The organism is Methylobacterium sp. 13MFTsu3.1M2 (assembly GCF_900112625.1).
In the GTDB taxonomy this organism is placed as follows: domain Bacteria; phylum Pseudomonadota; class Alphaproteobacteria; order Rhizobiales; family Beijerinckiaceae; genus Methylobacterium.
Window position 1 is genome coordinate 96120 of the sequence record NZ_FOMM01000019.1, and the last position, 14110, is coordinate 110229.

Genomic DNA, 14110 nt, shown 5'->3' on the forward strand with positions numbered 1-14110 from the left:
CGCCCTGCCGGCCAGGCCGACCTTCAGACCGGCCAGAGCAGGTAGGTCACCAGGGCGAGGTTCGACCAGCCGTGCAGGGCGATGCCGGGCCAGAGCCGGCCGGTGCGCCAGCGCAGCCAGCCCAGCGCCAGGGCGAGGGGCAGCAGCGAGACCGGCCGGGCGAGCCCCCAGGACGAGATGTGGGCGGCGGCGAAGATGAGCGCGGTGACCAGGATCGCCCCCGCGGGTCCGACGGCCGCCCGGGCGCGGGCGAAGGCCTCGCCGCGCAGCAGCAGCTCCTCGGCCACCGGCGCCAGGATCGCCAGATAGGCGAGCCAGGCCGCGACCGCCGCCTGGCTCATGAACGGCGACAGCCGCACGTGCTGGCCGAAGCTCGCGCCGAACAGCTCCGCCGTGCCGGTGACCCAGGCGATGTGCAGCACCGGCCAGACCAGCAGGAGGCCCAGCAGCGCGACCGGCCGCATGCCGTTCGGCCGCTCGCGGTCGAGGGCGAGGCGGCGGCGCCAACCGGCCCGGTCGTGCCACCACGCGCCGCCGAGCACCAGGGCGGCGAGGTAGACCTGGCGCAGGGCGTCGATCGCGAAGGCCCGGTGGGCGAGTTCCACCGCGCCCAGGAACGGGCGCCGCTCGGGGGGCAGGAACGGGTCGATCCCGCTCCAGAGGTCGAAGCCGACGCGCACCGTGGCGAGGGACAGGAGGCTCGCCGCGCCGAGATAGACGACCACGAGGGCGACCAGGGCGCCGAGCCGCCACGTCGCGCCCCAGGCGCGCTCGAGCGGGCCCCGCGCGTCGGGGACGGCGGCGCGCGACTGCGCACTTCCGGCAACAGCCTCCCCCGGAGGCTCCAAATGAGGCGGCGGCGCGACACGATCGGGCTTCAAAACCGGACCGATCCCCTCTATATCTCGGGAGCCGGTCGCGAGGCCGGCTATGGCGATAAACGTTCTTCGCAATAAACCTATCGGACCCGGGGGCGGTACCCGGCGCCTCCACCCGAGCCCAGGACATGCTGCCGCAAGGGGCGTGATCGGAACCGGGGCTTCGGCGGGGGCGAAATAGGATCGACGAGGGCGTAAAGGTTGAGCTTTCGCTCGGCATGGTTCCGCCGTTATCGGGCCTTTGCAATAGTTGCCAACGACAACTTTGCTCCGGTGGCGGTGGCCGCGTAAGCGGTCCCCAATATCGACCTGAAGTCCTAGCGGGTAGCTCCGCATAGGCGGGGTTCGGAGGCGCCTGGCAACAGAAGCCTCCACTTCAGTCCTCGGTCCGGCCATCCGCGGCGGGGCGCCGGGCAGACCGGGCGAGAGCGCGACCGCAGATGGCAGACGACCTGATCCGCTACGACCTCCTGGTACAGGACGCCCTGCGCGGCGTGGTGCGCAAGGTGCTGACCGACGCGGCCCGCGAGGGGCTGATGGGCGAGCACCATTTCTACGTCTCGTTCCGGACGGAGGCCCCCGGCGTGCGGATGTCGCAGGCCCTGCGCGAGAAGTACCCGCAGGACATGACGATCGTCCTGCAGCACCAGTTCTGGGACCTCAACGTCACCGAGCACGCCTTCGAGGTCGGCCTGTCCTTCTCGGGTGTGCCGGAGCGCCTGCTGGTGCCGTTCGACGCCCTGTCGGGCTTCTTCGACCCCTCCGTGCAGTTCGGCCTGAAGTTCGACCTCAGCGAGGCCGGCGAGACCCCCGAGGAGGCCAACGCCGCCCCGGCCAAGCCCGGTCCCCGCGGCGCCGGCTCGGAACCCGGCGAGGTGCGGCCCAAGAGCGCCGGTCTCGCGACGATCGGCGCGGGCGCGCCGAAGGGGCTGCCCGCGCCCGCCGCCCCGGGCGAGAAGGACGCCGGCAAGACCGACGACAAGCCCCCCCGCCCCGCCGCCAAGAAGGAGGGCGAGGAGGGCAGCGCCGAGGTCGTGAGCCTGGACGCCTTCCGCAAGAAGAGCTGAGATCGCCCCTGGCCGACTCGACGGCCGGGGGGTCCGAGCGGTGGACGACACGGTCGCGCAGCCGATGCTGTCGGCGAGTGAGCGGAAGCATCGCGCCAAGCGCTTCAACGAGGGTCTCAAGCCAGCCGCGACCCTGCTGAACTCGTCGGCCATCGCGACCATCGGCATCGCGGTCATCAATCCCCTCGCGCAGCGGCATCTCGATCTGGTCGCCGATGGCGGCTGGACTTTGCTGATCGCGGCGATCGTCCTACATCTCATGGGTCAGCTCATGATCAGATTCCTGCGTCCGGAGGATTGATCGCATGACCCAAGCTTATGCCAACCAGATCCTCGCGCTGGCCCTCGCCATGTCGGCGACGATCTTCGTCGGTGTCTGGATCGCGAGCCGGATCTACGACCGCAACACGCGCAGGCTCGAGGCGCGGCGGGGCGACTAGTCCCGCGCCGCCGCCTCCATGCGCAAGCCGTGCTCCGGCCGGAGCGTCACCCGGTGGAGCGGCGTGACCGGCGGGTGATCCGCCGGCAGCCGGAAGCGCACCGCCCGGACCACGTGGGCCAGCACGATCACCGCCTCCTGGATCGAGAAGCTCTGGCCGATGCAGACCCGCGGCCCCGCCCCGAACGGCAGGTAGGCGAAGCGCGGGATCGCGTCCCGGTTCTCGGGCAGGAACCGCTCCGGCACGAAGGCCTCCGGGTCGTCCCAGAGCAGCTGGTGGCGGTGGAGCACCCAGGGCGCCACCATCACCAGCGAGCCCCGCGGCACCTTGATCCGGCCGAGCCGGTCGTCGCGGACCGCCTGCCGGCTGAGAAACGGGACCGGCGGGAACAGCCGCATCGCCTCCTCGATCACCGCCCGGGTGAAGGGCAGGCGCTCGACGGCGAAATCCCCCGGCCCGGCCGCGTCGACCTCGGCCTCGACCCGCGCCTGCGCGGCGGGATCCTGCGACAGGCAGTAGAGCGCCCAGGTCAGGGAATTGGCCGTGGTCTCGTGGCCGGCGGCGATGAAGGTGACGATGTTGGCCTTCACGGCGAGGTCCGAGAGCCCGTTGCCGGTCTCGGGATCCTGCGCGGCGAGCAGCAGCGTCAGCAGGTCCCGGGGCGCCTCGCCCCCCGTCATCAGCGCCTTGCGCCGGGCGATCAGTTCGTCGACCACCTCGGCGAAGAAGCGCCCCGCCGGGCGCGCCCGCAACCGGCCGATCCGCGGCACGAAATCGGGCACGCCGAACACGTCGAGGGGGTCGATCGGCCCGACGGCCTCGAGGAAGCGCGTGATCGCGCGGCCCAGCGCGTCGGGATCGCTCGGCAAACCTTGCGTGAAGATCGTCCGCTCCAGCACGTCGAGGGTGACGCGGGTCATCTCCAGGGCGACGTCGACCCGCTTGCCGTCGCGGCGGACGAGGCGGCGGCCGAGCCGCGCCCCGGCGGCGTTCATCGCGTCGGAGAAGCCCTGGACCGTCCGGGCGTTGAAGATCGGCGCCAGCGTCCGGCGCTGGAGCCGCCACTCGTCGCCCTCGGCGCTGAGCAGGCCGTTGCCGAGCCCCGGGGCCAGCACGCGGCGCTGGAGGTCGTCCTTGCGGTAGCCGTCGGGGTTCTCGATGAGCAGGTAGCGGATCAGCGCCGGGTCACTCACCAGGGTGATCCGGCCCATCGCGCCCTCGGCCGCCACGACCGGCAGCTTGAAATGCGCGTCCATCCAGGTGGTGATCGGGTTCTTGCGCGCCGCCCGCAGGAACTCGAACAAGCCGAGCGGCTCCTTCAGCGGCGGTGGCACGACGGGGCGGAACCGGGTGCCGGCCATCGGTTCGGAGAGATCGATCGTGGCGCTCATCGGCTCCTTGTCCGGCGGGAACAGAGCCCCGCCCTTGTCGGCGCACCGGGGAAAACCGGCATCGCGATTCACCCGCGCCTCATTTAAGTAGGCACCGCACTGCACCAGACGTAGAGGCCACGATGTCGCCCACCGAGACCGCCACCCGCACCGAGTCCGACACCTTCGGTCCGATCGAGGTCCCGGCGCATCGCTACTGGGGCGCGCAGACGCAGCGCTCGATCCAGAACTTCAAGATCGGCACCGACCGGATGCCGGCGCCGCTCGTCCACGCCCTCGGCGTCGTGAAGCAGGCCGCCGCCCTGGTGAACAAGGATCTCGGCGCCCTCGACCCGAAGCTCGCCGACGCCATCGCGGCCTCGGCCGCCGAGGTCGTTGAGGGCCGCTACGACGACGAGTTCCCGCTCGTCATCTACCAGACCGGCTCGGGCACCCAGTCGAACATGAACGCCAACGAGGTGATCGCCAGCCTCGCCAACGAGCGCCTGGGCGGCCAGCGCGGCGGCAAGTCGCCGGTCCACCCGAACGACCATTGCAACCGCGGCCAGTCCTCCAACGACACCTTCCCCACGGCCATGCACATCGCGGTGGCCCGCGAGATCCAGCGCCGCCTGCTGCCGGCGCTCTCCCACCTCCACGCCGCCCTCGACGCCAAGGCCAAGGCCTTCGACGCGATCGTCAAGATCGGGCGCACCCACCTGCAGGACGCGACGCCGGTCTCCCTCGGCCAGGAATTCTCCGGCTACGTCGCGCAGGTCGCCCTCGGCGGCTCGCGGGTCGCCGCGACCCTGCCGGGGGTGCTGGCGCTCGCCCAGGGCGGCACAGCGGTCGGCACCGGCCTCAATGCCCATCCGGAATTCGCCGAGCGCTTCGCCGCCAAGGTCGCCGAGCTGACCGGCCTGCCCTTCACGTCGGCCGAGAACAAGTTCGAGGCGCTCGCGACCCACGACGCCCTGGTGTTCACGCAGGGTGCCCTCTCGGCGCTCGCCGCCGGCCTGTTCAAGATCGCCCAGGATATCCGCTTCCTCGGCTCGGGCCCGCGCTCCGGCCTCGGCGAGCTGTCGCTCCCCGAGAACGAGCCCGGCTCCTCGATCATGCCCGGCAAGGTCAACCCGACCCAGTGCGAGGCCCTGACGATGGTCTGCGCCCAGGTGATCGGCAACGGCACCACGGTGAGCTTCGCCGGCTCCCAGGGCAATTTCGAGCTCAACGTGTTCAAGCCGGTGATCGCCAACGCGGTGCTGCAGTCGATCCGCCTGCTCGCCGACGCGGCGGTGAGCTTCACCGACAATTGCGTCGTCGGCATCAAGGCCAACGAGGACAAGATCGCCGACCTGATGAGCCGGTCGCTCATGCTGGTCACCGCGCTCGCCCCCTCGATCGGCTACGACAAGGCCGCCGAGATCGCCAAGACCGCGCACAAGAACGGCACGACCCTCAAGGAGGAGGCCCTGCGCCTCGGCTACGTGACCGAGGCGGAGTTCGAGCGCGTGGTCCGGCCGGAGACCATGCTGGCCCCCAGCGCCGATTAGTTTCTTGGGTATTTGGCCGGCGCGGGTGTCCTGCGCCGGCCGCCATTGCCGGGAGGCGATCCATGGCCGAGATCATCAACCTGCGTCAGGTCCGCAAGGCGAAGGCCCGCGCCGAGGCCGACACGAAGGCCGAGGCCAACCGGATCGCCTTCGGGCAGCCGAAGAAGGCCAGGACCCTCCAGCAGCGCCGCAAGGCCCTGGAGACCGAGCGGCACGAGGGCCACCGCCTGGAGCGGGGCGAGCCCGATCCGGCGGACTGAGAGCAAATCCGGATGCAGCAGCCCCACCGTCCTCGCGAGCGGAGCGAAGCGATCCAGTCGCGCCACGCCGACCAGGGTCGCGCTGCCCTAAGTCGCTTCGCTCCGCTCGCGAGGACGGGACGCGCAGCCGCCTCGCCATGAGCCCGGGCATCACCAAGCGCTCCGTGATGATCGCCGGCCACCGGACCAGCGTGTCCCTGGAGGACCCGTTCTGGGCAGCCCTGCGGGCGATCGCGGAGGCGCGGGGCCAGTCGGTCCAGGCCCTCATCGGGCACATCGACGCCGGCCGCGACGGCCAGAACCTGTCCTCGGCGATCCGCGTGTTCGTGCTGGAGGCCGTCCGCGCGATGCCGGAAACGTGAGCGCCGCGCGCCCTGGCCGCTCTCTCGATCCTGAATAGGTGTTGTCTGACGATCGCGTGACAAATCCACGCACGAAGGAGACCCCATGGCCAGTAGAGAGCCGCTGCTCAAGACCATCCCGATCGCGGAGCTGCGCCCGACGCAGATGACCGTGGGCTACCGGGAAGTGGCGGAGAAGCGGCGGCGCTGGCGGGAGTACGACGGCGAGAAGAAGAAGGAATTCCTCGGCGCCCACATGATCCCGACGCTGCTCGGGCCGAAGAAGCGCCACTACATCATCGATCACCACCACCTCTCCCGCGCCCTGCACGAGGAGGGCGTCGAGAACGTGCTCGTCACCGTGGTGGCCGACCTGCACTACCTCGACAAGGACGCGTTCTGGACGGTCTGCGACCACAAATCCTGGACCCACCCCTACGACGCCGACGGCGTGCGCCAGCACTTCGACGACATCCCGAAATCCGTCGACGCCCTGGTGGACGACCCGTATCGCAGCCTCGCCGGCGAGCTGCGCCGGGCCGGCGGCTTCGCGAAGGACACGACGCCGTTCAGCGAGTTCCTCTGGGCCGACTTCCTGCGGCGGAACATCAAGGAGAAGCGGATCGAGAACGACTTCTCCTCGGCCCTGGAGCGGGCGATGTCGCTGGCCAAGTCCAAGGACGCCGACTACCTGCCCGGCTGGTGCGGGCCGGTGACCCGCCACGTCCGCTGAGACCCGCAGACGGTCGCGGCGCCGCCTAGATGCCCCAGTAGGGCGCCGCGTCGTAGTAGCGGTGGATCTGCTCCTCCCAGGCGCCGTCCGCGGCCGGATCGGTGCCCTCGGGGGTGCGGGCCGGGGCGGCGCGCAGCTGCGCCTCGGTGATGTCGACCACGTAGGCGTCCTGCTGCGGCTCGAACCGCAGCACCGACCAGGGCAGCGTGTAGAAGTCCTCGCCGAGGCCCAGGAACCCGCCGAAGCTCATCACCGCGTAGGCGACCCGACCCGAGACCTTGTCGAGCATCAGCCGCTCGATCCGTCCGACCCGTGTCCCGTCGGTCCGGCGGACATCCGTCCCGATGACCCGATCGCTGGCGATCAGGCGGCGGGGCTCCCGGCCGGCCGGGTTCGCCGTGCCGGGCTGACCGGTGTCCGTTCCCGTTCCCGTGGCCGTCATCGCCGCCTCCCGACCGTTTCCGCGCGACGCGCGCCGTCTGCCCGAAAAACGCCCCGCCCCTGGGCCACGTTCCGGCGGGCGCTCGCGCCCGCCCTCTCCAGCCGGACGAACAGCCCCCGCATGCCGATGCCGCGTTTCGCCCAGAGCCTCGCGCTCGCCGCCCTGCTCCTGCCCGCCGCCGCGCAGGCCCAGGATCGCGGCAGCGTCAATCCGAAGCCGCTGCCGCCCCTGGAGCATCCGGACGCGCCCTCGACGCCCGCCAAGGCCCTGTTCGGGCGGGTCACCAAGGCGTCCTCCGGTCCGGCCCACATCTACGGCTTCTACGCCAAGGGCTGCTTCGCCGGCGGCGAGGCGCTGCCGCTCGACGGGCCGAACTGGCAAGTCATGCGTCCGTCCCGCAACCGGATGTGGGGCACGCCCTACCTCGTCGACTTCATCGAGCGGCTGTCGCAGAAGGCCGCCCGGGTCGGCTGGCCCGGCCTCCTCGTGGGCGACATGGCCCAGCCCCGCGGCGGCCCGATGATCACCGGCCACGCCTCGCACCAGATCGGCATCGACGCCGACGTCTGGCTGACGCCGATGCCCGACCACCGCATGAGCCGGGCGGAGCGCGAGGAGACCTCGGCCACCGACATGGTCCGCCGCGACCGCCTCGACATCGATCCCCAGGTCTGGACGCCCACGCACCTGCAGCTGATCAAGATCACCGCCGAGCAGCCGGAGGTGGAGCGCATCTTCGTCAACGCGGCGATCAAGAAGGCCCTCTGCCGCGACGCCGCGGGCAGCCGCTGGATGTCCAAGGTCCGCCCGATGTACGGGCACAATTACCACTACCATATCCGGCTTTCCTGCCCGGCCGGCCAGGAGGATTGCCAGCCCCAGGGCGCGCCGCCGCCGGGCGACGGCTGCGACGACCTCAGCTACTGGTTCTCGGACGCGGTGCTCCACCCGAAGCCCCCGAAGACGCCGCCGAAGGCCAAGCCCGCCATGACCATGGCGGCGCTGCCCGCCGCCTGCCGGGCGGTGCTGAAGGCACCGTAGGCCGGGACCCCGGGGATGGTCGCCGCTCAGGGCGCGGCCGCCTCCGCGTAGGGCGTGCCGGCCAGCGCCGCCGCGAGGCCGGCCGTCCCCCGGTCGATGACCGCCAGGAAGGCGCCATTCGCCGCCTCCGTCCGCCGCGTCGCCCGGAAGGTCCGGTGCGCCCGGAGGAAGGCCACGCTCCAGGTCGCCAGCAGCAGGCCGGCCGCCAGGTCGGCGTCGGGATCCTCAGGCCCGCGCCCGACGGATTCGGCGAGCGCGACCCGCACCACGCCCGCGAGTTCGTCCCGGATCGCCCGGGCCCGGGCCTTGAGCGTCTCGCTCCCGGCCGCCGTCGCGACGAAGGCGCCGCTGCGCGCCGAGAATTCCACGACCGGGTTCCGGCCCGTCACCAGCCGGTGCGCCAGCTGGCGGAGCGTCTCGACCGGCGCGACCCGGGGATCGCGCTGCCGCAGGGTCTCGCGCAGGAGTGCGCGCCCCTCCTCATCGCGGTCGTAGAACATGTCCTCCTTGCGGGGGAAATGGTTGAACACGGTCATCCGGCCGACATCGGCAGCCGCCGCGATCTCATCCACCGTCACGGCGTCGAAGCCGCGCTCCAGGAACAGCCGCGTGGCGGCGTCGGAGATGGCCTGCCGGGTGGCGAGGCGCTTGCGGGACCGGCGGTCGGGAGGCGTTGACATGCGCCGCCTCATACCGCATCCATTAATGGACTGAGTATAGAAATCGATTAAGTCCATGGATGAGCCTGTCGACGTCGTCGTGGTTGGAGCCGGTCCGGTCGGGCTCTTTACAGCCATCGAGCTGACCCTCGGGGGCGCGCGCGTCCGGGTGCTGGAGCGCCTCACCGAGCCGAGCACCACCATCAAGGCGCTGGGGCTCGGCCCCCTGGGCGTCGAGGCGCTGCAGCGGCGGGGGATGGGCGCGGCGATCGAGGCCGCCGAGGCGCGGAGCCTCGCGGCGATGGGCCGCCTGCCGGGTCGGGTCGGCGGCGGCCCGCGCGGGGCGCAGTTCAGCGGCCATTTCGGCTTCCTGTTCATCCGCCGCGGCCCGCAGGCGGAGCCGGACCGGCGCATGCGCGCGGTCGATCAGCAGAGCCTCGAAGCCATGCTGATCGACCGCGCCGCGGCGCTTGGGATCGACCTGCGCCGCGGCTGCACGCTCACGGGCTTCACGGAGGCGGCCGACGGGGTTGAGGTGGCCTGGACCGCGCCGACGGGCGACGCGCGCGTCCGCTGCGCCTATCTCGTCGGCTGCGACGGCGGCCGCAGCGCGGTCCGCAAGATGGCCGGCTTCGCCTTCCCCGGCACGCCGCCGACGCTCACCATGTACCAGGCGATCGCCGATCTCGACGATCCCGCCGGCACGCTGCCGGTCGGCTGGCACCGCGGGCCGGGGGGCGTCTACGGCCACGGGCCGTTCCCGCGCCGCCTGTTCATGCTGGATTTCAGCGGGCCGCCGGCCGACCGGCAGGCGCCCGTCACGCGCGACGCGATCGAGACCGCGCTGCGCCGGGTCAGCGGCACGGACGTCCGCGTCGCCCGGGTCGCGGTCGCGAACCGGTGGGGCGACAACACGCGCCTCGTCGACACCTACCGCCGGGGCCGCGTGCTGCTCGCCGGGGACGCGGCGCATGTCCACGCGCCCTTCGGCGGCCAGGGCCTGAGCCTCGGCCTGGGCGACGCCGCCAATCTCGGCTGGAAGCTCGCCGCCGTGCTGCGCGGGGAGATGCCCGAGACCCTGCTCGACACCTACACGGCCGAGCGGCGCCCGGTGGCCGAGGCCGTCACGGCCAACACCCGCGCCCAGGCGGCGATCCTGCGGCCCGATCCGCAATCGGGCGCGCTGCGCGACCTGATGGCGCGGCTCCTGGAGAGCGACGAGGTCAGCCGGATCCTCGGCGGCCTGATGCGCGGCCTGAGCGCCCGGTACGATCTCGGCTCGCCCGAGGACGCGGTCGGCCGAATGGCCGGCGACGGGCCGCTCGGCGCCGGTGGCGCGACGCTCTACGGCGCGATGCAGGACGGCCGGGGCCTCCTCGTCGACGGCAGCGCCGACGGCGCGGCCTCCCGGATGGTCGCCGCGGCGACGGGCCGGGTGAGCTGCGTGGCGGTCCCGGACGGGCCCTCGACGCTGGTCCGCCCCGACGGCTGCGTCGCCTGGACGGGCGCGGCAACCGCCCTCGACGGCCTGCGGGAGGCGGTGGGCCGCTGGTTCGGCCCGTCACCGGCCGGGCCGCTCGGCGCGCCGGCTCCGATGTGCTAACCGCCCCGGATGCCCCGCTGGCTCTTCATCCTCCTCGCGACCGCCCTCGCCCTCTCGGTCCTCGGCAGCGTCCTGATCGTGCTGCGCAGCCCGAACAGCACGCCGCCCCTGCGGGGCGGCGCCGCCGGCGCCCCGGTGCCGGGCCCGCAGACGCGGCCCGACGGCCGGAGCCCGTGAGGCTCGGGCGGCGCCGCTGGTTCCCGCCGGACCGCAAGAGCCGGCCCGGTTCTTGGCCAGCTTCTTGGCCCGGTTCTTGGCCAGCTTCTTGGCCAGCTTCTTGGCCGGGGCCTGCTGGTGGCAGGCCCCCGCGAAGCGGTGCGCCAGCGGCCCGCCTCCCGGTCTCGGGCGCCGCCCGATACGGGAAGGCGGGGACCGCCGGACGACGTTCGGCGCCCGCCCTCCGCGAACCGCGCCGCGAGAGACTGGACCGCGCGGGCAAATTCCGGCTTGGTGCCCCGACGACGCGGGTCGGACGGCTGCCCTGCGCGACGCTGTGAGGGGCTGATCCGGATGGAGACGGGCGGGACCGCCACGAGCCACGTGCCGGACGACCTCAAGGCGGAGGCGCACCGGGGCGATCCCTTCGCGGCCGCCGTGCGGGCGACCCGGATGCCGATGATCATCACCGATCCGGCCCAGCACGATAACCCGATCGTCTTCGTGAACGACGCCTTCCTGAAGCTGACCGGCTACACCCGGATGGAGGTGGTCGGCCGCAATTGCCGCTTCCTGCAGGGGCCCGACACCGAGGCGGCGGCCGTCGACCGCCTCCGCGCGGCCGTCCGGCGGGAGGAGGACATCCGGGTCGACCTCCTCAACTACCGCAGGGACGGCTCGACCTTCCAGAACGCCCTCTACGTCGGCCCGGTGCGGGACGAGGCGGGACGGGTGGTCTACTTCTTCGCCTCGCAGCTCGACGTCAGCGAGCACTACGCGCTGACCGCCGAGATCGAGCGGCTGAAGGCCGCCCTGGCCGAGGCCGAGGCCAAGCTCGCGGCCCGCTAGGCCGCCCGGAGGATCAGGGCTTCGTCGGATCAGGGCTTCGTCAGGAACCCGATCGGCTCGCGGCCCGGCTGGCCGAGCCAGAGCAGGACCGCGCCGAGGCCGAGGCCGATCAGGGAGGCCGGCGCCAGGGTGAGCGGCAGGCCCAGGATGTGCCAGAGCCAGGGCGCCGCCCCCTCCACGCTGCCCTGCAGGGCGCTGGCCTTGTCCTTGAACAGGGTGGCGATCACGTCGGAGAGCGGCGTCACCCGCAGCCCGTTGTTGGCGATGGAGCGGGCGCCGTCGTAGACCAGCGCGACGAAGCCGCCGGCCATCAGCAGGAAGCCCAGGACGCGGGCCAGGAAGCGGAACATCGCGGGGCCTTCTGAGCCTTGCCTTACGGGCCGTGGGTGCCGGATCGGCGCGCCCGCCCCGGGAGTATGGGGCCGCGCCGCAAGGTGCAAGCGCCCGGGGCGAGCGTCGATCCGCGCGGTTGCGGGGCCCTCGGGCCCGTGCCACAGGGTCGCCCGGCGGCGGCGGGCCGTGCGGGAACGGTCGACCTTGGACGCGCGCGCGACGAATCTCGGCCTCGTGATCTTCGATTGCGACGGCGTCCTGGTGGACAGCGAGCCCCTGAGCCTCGCCTGCCTGACGGCCGGGCTCAACCGGATCGGCGTGGACATCGACTTCGCCACCGTGCGGGCGCGCTTCACCGGCACCGCGATGCCCTCGATCATGGCGCATATCGCGAGCGACTACGGCGTCACCGCCCCGGCCGGCTTCGTCGAGGCGGTGAAGGCCGAGACCCTGGCGCTGTTCGACGCGGAGCTGCGGGCGATGCGCGGCGTCGCCGAGGCGGTCGCCGCCGTGGGCCTGCCGGTCTGCGTCGCGTCGAGCAGCGACCCGGTGCGGCTGCGCCACTCCCTGACGCTGACCGGGCTGCTCCCCCTGTTCGGCGACCGCGTCTTCTCCTCGACGCAGGTGGCGCGGGGCAAGCCCTTCCCCGACCTGTTCCTGTTCGCCGCCGAGCGGATGGGCGTCGCTCCGGCGGCCTGCCTCGTGATCGAGGACAGCGTTCCCGGGGTCACGGCGGCCCGGAGCGCCGGCATGCGGGTCGCGGGCTTCACCGGCGGCGGCCACTGGGGTCACGACCCGGCGGGCGCCGGGCTCGCGGAGGCCGGCGCGGCCCGGATCTTCTCGGACTTCTGCGACCTCGCCGCGGTGATCGCCGCGGCCTGAACGATCCGCCTCCCGGACGCGTGCCCGGGACCGGCTTCCTGCCAGGACGGCCCTCGAAATCGGAAGTCCGTTCCGTTGACGGTGCGCCGTGCCGCGCCCATCTTCAGGGGTACCGGCCCGGCCGCGCCCCTCGGGTGCGCGACAGGGCCGGCCGCGGTCCTTTGAGAAGCGTAGCTTGCGCCGCGTGATCAAACGCTAAAGCACTGCGCCGGCCCCGCGCCGCGCGGTCCTTCAGTCTGGAGGACGTCCGATGGTCACTCGCACATCGTCCCTTCGACACCCGCTCCCGATCGCCTCCTGCTGCCCCGCCGCCCGCCGGCGCTGTCGACGCTGAGCCCCGTCGATCCTCCGCAGCAGCCAACGCGATCCGGCACGGCGACCGGCCGGCCCAGGGAGTTCCCGATCCGATGCACAGCCTCGCAGAGTACAAACCCGAAGACCGCCCCGACCTCGCGGACCCGGCCCTCGGCCCGAGCGAACCCGCCCGGGTGATCGAGATCGGTGAGGTCACCGCCGGGATCGCCGTCCCCGAGGGGCGCGGCGTCCGGTTCTTCTCGTCCGCGCGCGATTTCGACGGGCTCGACGGCGCCGTGTTCCGCACGGCCGAGCAGGCCGCCCGCGCGGCCCGCGCGCGCATGAGCGCCCGGTCCCACGACCGGTCGCACCGGCCCGCGCTGCGGCGGGCCTGACCCGCCCGCTACTTGCTGCACTCGTCCCGGGTGCGCTTCATGGCCTCCGCGAATCCGCCGAGCGCGTACTCGTCGCTCGTCGGGTTCCCGCGCATCGACGTGGCCTTGATGATGATCTTCGGGTTGCGGGCGCTCATCTCGGAGACGACCCGCGCCTCCTCGGCGGGGTTCTGCAGCCAGGCATTGCCGTCCTTGACCACGAGGCCGTAGCGGCTGGCGCCGAGGTTGAGGCTCGGGTCGGTCGGCGCGGCCGCGGAGCCGGGCTTGACCTGAGAGGCCGCGGGCTTCGACGGGAAGCCCAGCATCACCGCCACCTCGTTCTGGATGTTCTCGCCCTTGCGCACGCTCACGAACAGGTAGGCGGTGTCGCGCTTCAGGGTCTTGGGCGAGCGCGTCTGCGGCTGCGCGATCGCGTAGCAGAGCTTGTTGCGGCCGTCGCCGTTCACGAACACGTTCCAGTCGCCGAAGATCGCCACCGGGGTGGCCTGCTGCATCCCCGGCGGGGTCGCGGTCTTCTTCTCGGCGCGCTTGCTCCGCTCGCGGCCGTGCCGCCGCCCGCGCCGCGACGGGGCCGCGTCGCCACCGCCGGCGTCCGGGGCCGCCGCCGCGTCCTGGGCGTGGGCCGCGGTCGCGACCAGGCAGGTCCCGCCGAGAACACCTCCGACGAGGCCGGTAACCAGCCCGGAGGCGAGCAGGGCGAGAGCTCCGACCGGGAGCGAGCGGGGGACGCGGACCATCTTCACTTCCTGACGACGGGCGGCTCCGTCAGGAGCCGGACCGGGGTTCGGGATTAGTGAAGCTTGCGTAAAACGTC

18 protein-coding genes, 1 other RNA gene and 1 pseudogene are annotated in these 14110 nt (G+C 72.6%); 14 read left to right on the forward strand and 6 right to left on the reverse strand.

The window, feature by feature from the left end; genetic code table 11:
• Positions 1-23: 23 nt before the first annotated feature.
• Complete coding sequence (locus BM314_RS19505) at positions 24-881, reverse strand: CPBP family intramembrane glutamic endopeptidase (RefSeq protein WP_170855058.1); 858 nt, start codon at positions 879-881, stop codon at positions 24-26.
• Here BM314_RS19505 and ssrA point away from each other — a divergent pair.
• From ssrA to BM314_RS31295, 4 genes are all read left to right on the forward strand, one after another.
• Positions 873-1254: a transfer-messenger RNA gene (gene ssrA / locus BM314_RS19510) on the forward strand. The genes BM314_RS19505 and ssrA overlap by 9 nt on opposite strands.
• 64 nt (positions 1255-1318) lie before the next feature.
• On the forward strand, positions 1319-1945 hold the full coding sequence (locus tag BM314_RS19515) for an SspB family protein (RefSeq protein ID WP_056524371.1): 627 nt from the start codon (positions 1319-1321) through the stop codon (positions 1943-1945).
• Positions 1946-1985: 40 nt separating this feature from the next.
• Positions 1986-2246: a hypothetical protein gene (locus tag BM314_RS19520; RefSeq protein ID WP_091979642.1), complete on the forward strand. Its 261-nt coding sequence runs from the start codon at positions 1986-1988 to the stop codon at positions 2244-2246.
• 4 nt (positions 2247-2250) lie between these two features.
• On the forward strand, positions 2251-2385 hold the full coding sequence (locus BM314_RS31295; protein ID WP_280142566.1) for a hypothetical protein: 135 nt from the start codon (positions 2251-2253) through the stop codon (positions 2383-2385).
• On the opposite strand, the gene BM314_RS19525 is transcribed toward BM314_RS31295, so the two are convergent.
• Positions 2382-3776, reverse strand: a complete 1395-nt coding sequence (locus tag BM314_RS19525) for a cytochrome P450 (protein WP_091979705.1) — start codon at positions 3774-3776, stop codon at positions 2382-2384. The two genes, BM314_RS31295 and BM314_RS19525, sit on opposite strands and share 4 nt — an antisense overlap.
• Positions 3777-3898: 122 nt before the next feature.
• Between BM314_RS19525 and fumC the strand changes: the two genes are divergently transcribed.
• The 4 genes from fumC to BM314_RS19545 all read left to right on the forward strand — a co-directional run bounded on the left by fumC (position 3899) and on the right by BM314_RS19545 (position 6642).
• Positions 3899-5308, forward strand: a complete 1410-nt coding sequence (fumC, locus tag BM314_RS19530; protein WP_091979644.1) for a class II fumarate hydratase — start codon at positions 3899-3901, stop codon at positions 5306-5308.
• Positions 5309-5370: 62 nt separating this feature from the next.
• Positions 5371-5568: a DUF4169 family protein gene (locus tag BM314_RS19535; RefSeq protein WP_042672647.1), complete on the forward strand. Its 198-nt coding sequence runs from the start codon at positions 5371-5373 to the stop codon at positions 5566-5568.
• 137 nt (positions 5569-5705) lie between these two features.
• Positions 5706-5930 carry a ribbon-helix-helix domain-containing protein gene (locus BM314_RS19540; RefSeq protein WP_020091300.1) on the forward strand — a complete coding sequence of 75 codons (225 nt, stop codon included), beginning with the start codon at positions 5706-5708 and terminating at the stop codon, positions 5928-5930.
• Between the two features lie 85 nt (positions 5931-6015).
• Entirely contained in the window at positions 6016-6642 is a 627-nt protein-coding gene (locus BM314_RS19545; RefSeq protein WP_020091301.1) for a ParB-like protein, read from the forward strand.
• 25 nt (positions 6643-6667) lie between these two features.
• Here BM314_RS19545 and BM314_RS19550 read toward each other — a convergent pair whose 3' ends face one another.
• Positions 6668-7084 carry a PRC-barrel domain-containing protein gene (locus tag BM314_RS19550; protein WP_170868146.1) on the reverse strand — a complete coding sequence of 139 codons (417 nt, stop codon included), beginning with the start codon at positions 7082-7084 and terminating at the stop codon, positions 6668-6670.
• 120 nt (positions 7085-7204) lie between these two features.
• Between BM314_RS19550 and mepA the strand changes: the two genes are divergently transcribed.
• Complete coding sequence (gene mepA / locus BM314_RS19555; protein ID WP_020091303.1) at positions 7205-8125, forward strand: penicillin-insensitive murein endopeptidase; 921 nt, start codon at positions 7205-7207, stop codon at positions 8123-8125.
• Positions 8126-8151: 26 nt separating this feature from the next.
• On the opposite strand, the gene BM314_RS19560 is transcribed toward mepA, so the two are convergent.
• Entirely contained in the window at positions 8152-8805 is a 654-nt protein-coding gene (locus BM314_RS19560; protein WP_091979646.1) for a TetR/AcrR family transcriptional regulator, read from the reverse strand.
• 55 nt (positions 8806-8860) lie between these two features.
• Here BM314_RS19560 and BM314_RS19565 point away from each other — a divergent pair, with 55 nt between their 5' ends.
• From BM314_RS19565 to BM314_RS19570, 3 genes and pseudogenes are all read left to right on the forward strand, one after another.
• Positions 8861-10387, forward strand: coding sequence for an FAD-dependent monooxygenase (locus tag BM314_RS19565; RefSeq protein WP_091979648.1), 1527 nt, complete (start codon positions 8861-8863; stop codon positions 10385-10387).
• A gap of 9 nt (positions 10388-10396) precedes the next feature.
• Positions 10397-10564 carry a hypothetical protein gene (locus BM314_RS30675; protein WP_170855056.1) on the forward strand — a complete coding sequence of 56 codons (168 nt, stop codon included), beginning with the start codon at positions 10397-10399 and terminating at the stop codon, positions 10562-10564.
• 333 nt (positions 10565-10897) lie between these two features.
• Positions 10898-11380: pseudogene (locus tag BM314_RS19570) on the forward strand (PAS domain-containing protein); the annotation flags it as partial.
• A gap of 41 nt (positions 11381-11421) precedes the next feature.
• Here BM314_RS19570 and BM314_RS19575 read toward each other — a convergent pair.
• Positions 11422-11742: a hypothetical protein gene (locus BM314_RS19575; RefSeq protein WP_020091308.1), complete on the reverse strand. Its 321-nt coding sequence runs from the start codon at positions 11740-11742 to the stop codon at positions 11422-11424.
• A gap of 187 nt (positions 11743-11929) precedes the next feature.
• Between BM314_RS19575 and BM314_RS19580 the strand changes: the two genes are divergently transcribed.
• Both BM314_RS19580 and BM314_RS19585 read left to right on the forward strand, forming a co-directional pair.
• The gene (locus tag BM314_RS19580) at positions 11930-12607 is read left to right on the forward strand and encodes an HAD family hydrolase (RefSeq protein ID WP_091979650.1); all 678 of its coding nucleotides are present in this window, start codon (positions 11930-11932) and stop codon (positions 12605-12607) included.
• Between the two features lie 407 nt (positions 12608-13014).
• The gene (locus BM314_RS19585; RefSeq protein ID WP_091979652.1) at positions 13015-13296 is read left to right on the forward strand and encodes a hypothetical protein; all 282 of its coding nucleotides are present in this window, start codon (positions 13015-13017) and stop codon (positions 13294-13296) included.
• Positions 13297-13304: 8 nt separating this feature from the next.
• Here BM314_RS19585 and BM314_RS19590 read toward each other — a convergent pair whose 3' ends face one another.
• The gene (locus BM314_RS19590) at positions 13305-14033 is read right to left on the reverse strand and encodes a hypothetical protein (protein WP_056524404.1); all 729 of its coding nucleotides are present in this window, start codon (positions 14031-14033) and stop codon (positions 13305-13307) included.
• Positions 14034-14110 lie beyond the last annotated feature (77 nt).

What these genes read in the sequence shown, in the direction of transcription:
- BM314_RS31295 (WP_280142566.1), top strand. Translation starts at nt 2,251, where the DNA reads ATGACCCAAGCTTATGCCAACCAGATCCTCGCGCTGGCCCTCGCCATG.
- BM314_RS19525 (WP_091979705.1), bottom strand. Translation starts at nt 3,776, where the DNA reads ATGAGCGCCACGATCGATCTCTCCGAACCGATGGCCGGCACCCGGTTC.
- BM314_RS30675 (WP_170855056.1), top strand. Translation starts at nt 10,397, where the DNA reads ATGCCCCGCTGGCTCTTCATCCTCCTCGCGACCGCCCTCGCCCTCTCG.
- BM314_RS19535 (WP_042672647.1), top strand. Translation starts at nt 5,371, where the DNA reads ATGGCCGAGATCATCAACCTGCGTCAGGTCCGCAAGGCGAAGGCCCGC.
- BM314_RS19515 (WP_056524371.1), top strand. Translation starts at nt 1,319, where the DNA reads ATGGCAGACGACCTGATCCGCTACGACCTCCTGGTACAGGACGCCCTG.
- BM314_RS19585 (WP_091979652.1), top strand. Translation starts at nt 13,015, where the DNA reads ATGCACAGCCTCGCAGAGTACAAACCCGAAGACCGCCCCGACCTCGCG.
- BM314_RS19575 (WP_020091308.1), bottom strand. Translation starts at nt 11,742, where the DNA reads ATGTTCCGCTTCCTGGCCCGCGTCCTGGGCTTCCTGCTGATGGCCGGC.
- BM314_RS19540 (WP_020091300.1), top strand. Translation starts at nt 5,706, where the DNA reads ATGAGCCCGGGCATCACCAAGCGCTCCGTGATGATCGCCGGCCACCGG.
- mepA (WP_020091303.1), top strand. Translation starts at nt 7,205, where the DNA reads ATGCCGATGCCGCGTTTCGCCCAGAGCCTCGCGCTCGCCGCCCTGCTC.
- fumC (WP_091979644.1), top strand. Translation starts at nt 3,899, where the DNA reads ATGTCGCCCACCGAGACCGCCACCCGCACCGAGTCCGACACCTTCGGT.
- BM314_RS19545 (WP_020091301.1), top strand. Translation starts at nt 6,016, where the DNA reads ATGGCCAGTAGAGAGCCGCTGCTCAAGACCATCCCGATCGCGGAGCTG.
- BM314_RS19590 (WP_056524404.1), bottom strand. Translation starts at nt 14,033, where the DNA reads ATGGTCCGCGTCCCCCGCTCGCTCCCGGTCGGAGCTCTCGCCCTGCTC.
- BM314_RS19565 (WP_091979648.1), top strand. Translation starts at nt 8,861, where the DNA reads ATGGATGAGCCTGTCGACGTCGTCGTGGTTGGAGCCGGTCCGGTCGGG.
- BM314_RS19560 (WP_091979646.1), bottom strand. Translation starts at nt 8,805, where the DNA reads ATGTCAACGCCTCCCGACCGCCGGTCCCGCAAGCGCCTCGCCACCCGG.
- BM314_RS19550 (WP_170868146.1), bottom strand. Translation starts at nt 7,084, where the DNA reads ATGACGGCCACGGGAACGGGAACGGACACCGGTCAGCCCGGCACGGCG.